This is a genomic window from Pseudomonas sp. NBRC 111119 (assembly GCF_001320125.1).
Classification (GTDB): Bacteria; Pseudomonadota; Gammaproteobacteria; order Pseudomonadales; family Pseudomonadaceae; genus Aquipseudomonas; species Aquipseudomonas parafulva.
The window spans coordinates 1-5,517 of the sequence record NZ_BCAV01000087.1; the positions used below are offsets into that span (position 1 = coordinate 1).

Consider the following 5,517-nt stretch of genomic DNA (forward strand, 5'->3'; position numbering starts at 1 on the left):
TGTCATTTTCAGAAGACGACTGCACCAGTTGATTGGGCGTAATGGCTGTTGTGCAGCCAGCTCCTGACAGTTCAATATCAGAAGTGATCTGCACCAATCTCGACTATGCTCAATACTCGTGTGCACCAAAGCGAGGTGAGCATGGCGACGGAGGCTCTGTTGCAAAGATTGGCGGCAGTCAGAGGTAGGCTGTCGCTCTGCGCCGATCAGGCGGCTGCTGCGAAATGGTGGTTGAGCATGCCCATGGCCTCCGTCAGCGCCGAGGGCCCAATGCCAAAAGCTCTCTCCACAAGGCGCACCTCGCCCCTGATGCCGGGCTGCAGGCACCAGGGGCGAGCCTGTCCTTTGCGCAGGGCTCGCATGACTTCGAATCCCTTGATCGTGGCATAGGCCGTGGGGATCGATTTGAAACCGCGCACCGGCTTGATCAGTATCTTGAGCTTTCCGTGATCGGCCTCGATCACGTTATTGAGATACTTCACCTGCCGGTGGGCCGTCTCCCGGTCCAGCTTTCCTTCGCGCTTCAATTCGGTGATCGCTGCACCATAGCTCGGCGCTTTGTCGGTATTGAGCGTGGCAGGCTTTTCCCAGTGCTTCAGGCCTCGCAGGGCCTTGCCCAGGAACCGCTTCGCTGCCTTGGCGCTGCGGGTCGGCGACAGGTAGAAATCGATCGTGTCGCCCCGCTTGTCGACTGCCCGGTACAGGTAGGTCCACTTGCCCCGCACCTTGACGTAGGTTTCATCCAGGCGCCAGCTCGGATCAAAGCCACGCCGCCAGAACCAGCGCAGCCGCTTCTCCATCTCCGGGGCGTAGCGCTGGACCCAGCGATAGATCGTCGTATGGTCGACCGAAATGCCGCGTTCCGCCAGCATTTCCTCAAGGTCGCGATAGCTGATCGGATAGCGACAATACCAGCGCACCGCCCACAGGATCACATCACCCTGGAAATGGCGCCACTTGAAATCCGTCATCGTTCCGTCCGTCCAATCTCCGCCAAGCATGCTCAAGCTTCACGATTTTTGCAACAGAGCCCTCGCGACTAGGAGCTCGGATCTCAGGACGAAGGTCTCCGCGAATGTCCGGTCGATCCGCGCGACGTCCCAGGCGGGCGTTCCCTTGGCGGACATCCACGCCGCAGCGTCGTGCATCAGCCGCACAACCTCGTCGATATCACCCGAGCAGGCGACCCGAACGTTCGGAGGCTCCTCGCTGTCCATTCGCTCCCCTGGCGCGGTATGAACCGCCGCCTCATAGTGCAGTTTGATCCTGACGAGCCCAGCATGTCTGCGCCCACCTTCGCGGAACCTGACCAGGGTCCGCTAGCGGGCGGCCGGAAGGTGAATGCTAGGCATGATCTAACCCTCGGTCTCTGGCGTCGCGACTGCGAAATTTCGCGAGGGTTTCCGAGAAGGTGATTGCGCTTCGCAGATCTCCAGGCGCGTGGGTGCGGACGTAGTCAGCGCCATTGCCGATCGCGTGAAGTTCCGCCGCAAGGCTCGCTGGACCCAGATCCTTTACAGGAAGGCCAACGGTGGCGCCCAAGAAGGATTTCCGCGACACCGAGACCAATAGCGGAAGCCCCAACGCCGACTTCAGCTTTTGAAGGTTCGACAGCACGTGCAGCGATGTTTCCGGTGCGGGGCTCAAGAAAAATCCCATCCCCGGATCGAGGATGAGCCGGTCGGCAGCGACCCCGCTCCGTCGCAAGGCGGAAACCCGCGCCTCGAAGAACCGCACAATCTCGTCGAGCGCGTCTTCGGGTCGAAGGTGACCGGTGCGGGTGGCGATGCCATCCCGCTGCGCTGAGTGCATAACCACCAGCCTGCAGTCCGCCTCAGCAATATCGGGATAGAGCGCAGGGTCAGGAAATCCTTGGATATCGTTCAGGTAGCCCACGCCGCGCTTGAGCGCATAGCGCTGGGTTTCCGGTTGGAAGCTGTCGATTGAAACACGGTGCATCTGATCGGACAGGGCGTCTAAGAGCGGCGCAATACGTCTGATCTCATCGGCCGGCGATACAGGCCTCGCGTCCGGATGGCTGGCGGCCGGTCCGACATCCACGACGTCTGATCCGACTCGCAGCATTTCGATCGCCGCGGTGACAGCGCCGGCGGGGTCTAGCCGCCGGCTCTCATCGAAGAAGGAGTCCTCGGTGAGATTCAGAATGCCGAACACCGTCACCATGGCGTCGGCCTCCGCAGCGACTTCCACGATGGGGATCGGGCGAGCAAAAAGGCAGCAATTATGAGCCCCATACCTACAAAGCCCCACGCATCAAGCTTTTGCCCATGAAGCAACCAGGCAATGGCTGTAATTATGACGACGCCGAGTCCCGACCAGACTGCATAAGCAACACCGACAGGGATGGATTTCAGAACCAGAGAAAGAAAATAAAATGCGATGCCATAACCGATTATGACAACGGCGGAAGGGGCAAGCTTAGTAAAGCCCTCGCTAGATTTTAATGCGGATGTTGCGATTACTTCGCCAACTATTGCGATAACAAGAAAAAGCCAGCCTTTCATGATATATCTCCCAATTTGTGTAGGGCTTATTATGCACGCTTAAAAATAATAAAAGCAGACTTGACCTGATAGTTTGGCTGTGAGCAATTATGTGCTTAGTGCATCTAACATTTGCTTAACTTGTAATTGCTCAAGCAATTATCAAGTTGAAGCAGTTGTTAGCCGAAATTTTTTTACATTATATTTTTCCACATTAATATATCAGGTTTATTTTTCCCATTTGCATTAGGAATCACACCAATAATACTGTAACCACATTTTTCATAAAATTCAAATGGATGATTTTTTAGATTTTTTATATTTTTAATTTCATGGAATATATTTTCATTATTTAATTCTGACATTGATAATGTAGTTCTAAATGTTTCATCGTCTGTTCCAAGTACAATTCCTTCTAAATTTCTTTCTTTCGCTTTCTTTTCTGTTTCAAAAATTAGTATTTTACCAAATCCCTTATTTTGATGTTTTTTCTTAATAACCATTGGATGTAGTTCCCAAGTTTTTTTATACATTTCTCTTAATCCAACCCAACCACACAATTCATCGTTTATTAAAATGCCAATACAAATGTTTTCGGCGCTAATACATTCTATTACAGTTTCTGTAGCCTTTTGGAGTGACGGCCAAGAATCGAAATTTATGTGTGAAAATACATCAAATAGAATTTCTGCAGCTTGCGTTATATACTTTTCAGAATCTTTAATATTAACAATGTTGTATTTCATAAAACCTCTTCGCGCGCAGCGTCCGGCTAACGCTAAGTTCAGCGGCAGTTTGTAAGTTGCGCGTTGTGGAATACTTTGCGAAGCAAACCACAAAAGCGCAACTTACAAACTGTCCAGCCACGTAGTGGCGTGCTGCAACGACTTGTTAGAAATTTAGTTGCTTGGTTTTGATGGTTTTTTACTTTCGTTTAACCCTTTAACCGCCTGCTCTAATGTAAGTTTCAAGAGTGATGCGTCTCCAACTTCACTGTGACTTGGAACAACCAGTTTTGCCTTACCATATTTGGACTTTAATAATTTGGCGGACTTTGGCCAAGCTTCTATATTTGCGTCACCCAAATTGCCTAAACCGTACGGTTTAATAAAACAACCACCGAATAATATTTTCCTTTCAGGCAACCAAACCACTACGTTATCTGGAGTGTGTCCCGGGCCTGGATAAAAAACTTCAATTTTATTTTTAACTAGCCAATAGTTAACTCCGCTAAATGAATTTGTGGCTTGAACCTTACCGTCTTTTTTAAGCAGTTCATTTGTTAATTCAGATGCATACGTGGGGATAGATCGAGAATTAAGCCACTCTATTCCGCCCGTGCTGTCGCTATGAAAATGAGAGGAAATGCTGCCTTTTATTTTATAGCCACGCTCCACAAACCAAGTGACTAACTTTTCAGTATCTTTAGCCGTAAATGGAGTGTCAATTAGGTAAGCCTCAGCATTTACAAGAACCACCAAACCATGTTTAGGAACAACGCCCCACCCGTTAACTTCTTCAAACGAAGTATGAACATAAACGCCTTCATCAAGCTTTTCAATTTTTAAATCTGGCAAAGACTCTGCTGCGGTAGCAATGCTGCAAAACAAAAATATAAAGAATACAGATAACTTGCTCATACTTTTCCTTTTCTAACTTTGTTTTAGGGCGACTGCCCTGCTGCGTAACATCGTTGCTGCTCCATAACATCAAACATCGACCCACGGCGTAACGCGCTTGCTGCTTGGATGCCCGAGGCATAGACTGTACAAAAAAACAGTCATAACAAGCCATGAAAACCGCCACTGCGCCGTTACCACCGCTGCGTTCGGTCAAGGTTCTGGACCAGTTGCGTGAGCGCATACGCTACTTGCATTACAGTTTACGAACCGAACAGGCTTATGTCCACTGGGTTCGTGCCTTCATCCGTTTCCACGGTGTGCGTCACCCGGCAACCTTGGGCAGCAGCGAAGTCGAGGCATTTCTGTCCTGGCTGGCGAACGAGCGCAAGGTTTCGGTCTCCACGCATCGTCAGGCATTGGCGGCCTTGCTGTTCTTCTACGGCAAGGTGCTGTGCACGGATCTGCCCTGGCTTCAGGAGATCGGAAGACCTCGGCCGTCGCGGCGCTTGCCGGTGGTGCTGACCCCGGATGAAGTGGTTCGCATCCTCGGTTTTCTGGAAGGCGAGCATCGTTTGTTCGCCCAGCTTCTGTATGGAACGGGCATGCGGATCAGTGAGGGTTTGCAACTGCGGGTCAAGGATCTGGATTTCGATCACGGCACGATCATCGTGCGGGAGGGCAAGGGCTCCAAGGATCGGGCCTTGATGTTACCCGAGAGCTTGGCACCCAGCCTGCGCGAGCAGCTGTCGCGTGCACGGGCATGGTGGCTGAAGGACCAGGCCGAGGGCCGCAGCGGCGTTGCGCTTCCCGACGCCCTTGAGCGGAAGTATCCGCGCGCCGGGCATTCCTGGCCGTGGTTCTGGGTTTTTGCGCAGCACACGCATTCGACCGATCCACGGAGCGGTGTCGTGCGTCGCCATCACATGTATGACCAGACCTTTCAGCGCGCCTTCAAACGTGCCGTAGAACAAGCAGGCATCACGAAGCCCGCCACACCGCACACCCTCCGCCACTCGTTCGCGACGGCCTTGCTCCGCAGCGGTTACGACATTCGAACCGTGCAGGATCTGCTCGGCCATTCCGACGTCTCTACGACGATGATTTACACGCATGTGCTGAAAGTTGGCGGTGCCGGAGTGCGCTCACCGCTTGATGCGCTGCCGCCCCTCACTAGTGAGAGGTAGGGCAGCGCAAGTCAATCCTGGCGGATTCACTACCCCTGCGCGAAGGCCATCGGTGCCGCATCGAACGGCCGGTTGCGGAAAGTCCTCCCTGCGTCCGCTGATGGCCGGCAGCAGCCCGTCGTTGCCTGATGGATCCAACCCCTCCGCTGCTATAGTGCAGTCGGCTTCTGACGTTCAGTGCAGCCGTCTTCTGAAAACGACAGACTC

The 5,517-nt window shown here is 52.6% G+C and carries 6 protein-coding genes and 1 pseudogene; 1 reads left to right on the forward strand and 6 read right to left on the reverse strand.

Features of this window, described 5'->3' with window-relative positions; translation table 11 throughout:
* Window positions 1-206: 206 nt before the first annotated feature.
* The 6 genes and pseudogenes from APH25_RS24540 to APH25_RS25370 all read right to left on the reverse strand — a co-directional run bounded on the left by APH25_RS24540 (window position 207) and on the right by APH25_RS25370 (window position 4,144).
* The gene (locus tag APH25_RS24540) at window positions 207-971 is read right to left on the reverse strand and encodes an IS6-like element IS6100 family transposase (RefSeq protein ID WP_023464298.1); all 765 of its coding nucleotides are present in this window, start codon (window positions 969-971) and stop codon (window positions 207-209) included.
* A 63-nt stretch (window positions 972-1,034) separates the two neighbouring features.
* A pseudogene (locus APH25_RS24545) lies at window positions 1,035-1,217 on the reverse strand (GNAT family N-acetyltransferase); the annotation flags it as partial.
* Between the two features lie 127 nt (window positions 1,218-1,344).
* Window positions 1,345-2,184 (reverse strand): sulfonamide-resistant dihydropteroate synthase Sul1, encoded by an 840-nt coding sequence (gene sul1 / locus APH25_RS24550; RefSeq protein ID WP_000259031.1) that lies wholly within the window; start codon window positions 2,182-2,184, stop codon window positions 1,345-1,347.
* Window positions 2,178-2,525, reverse strand: a complete 348-nt coding sequence (locus tag APH25_RS24555) for a quaternary ammonium compound efflux SMR transporter QacE delta 1 (protein ID WP_000679427.1) — start codon at window positions 2,523-2,525, stop codon at window positions 2,178-2,180. Before APH25_RS24555 ends, sul1 begins: the two co-directional genes overlap by 7 nt.
* 173 nt (window positions 2,526-2,698) lie before the next feature.
* Complete coding sequence (locus APH25_RS25365) at window positions 2,699-3,250, reverse strand: aminoglycoside 6'-N-acetyltransferase AAC(6')-Iae (protein ID WP_003159545.1); 552 nt, start codon at window positions 3,248-3,250, stop codon at window positions 2,699-2,701.
* A gap of 153 nt (window positions 3,251-3,403) precedes the next feature.
* Window positions 3,404-4,144, reverse strand: coding sequence for a subclass B1 metallo-beta-lactamase IMP-1 (locus APH25_RS25370; protein WP_003159548.1), 741 nt, complete (start codon window positions 4,142-4,144; stop codon window positions 3,404-3,406).
* 152 nt (window positions 4,145-4,296) lie between these two features.
* On the opposite strand from APH25_RS25370, the gene intI1 reads away from it, so the two are divergent.
* On the forward strand, window positions 4,297-5,310 hold the full coding sequence (gene intI1 / locus APH25_RS24560; RefSeq protein ID WP_000845048.1) for a class 1 integron integrase IntI1: 1,014 nt from the start codon (window positions 4,297-4,299) through the stop codon (window positions 5,308-5,310).
* Window positions 5,311-5,517: the final 207 nt, after the last annotated feature.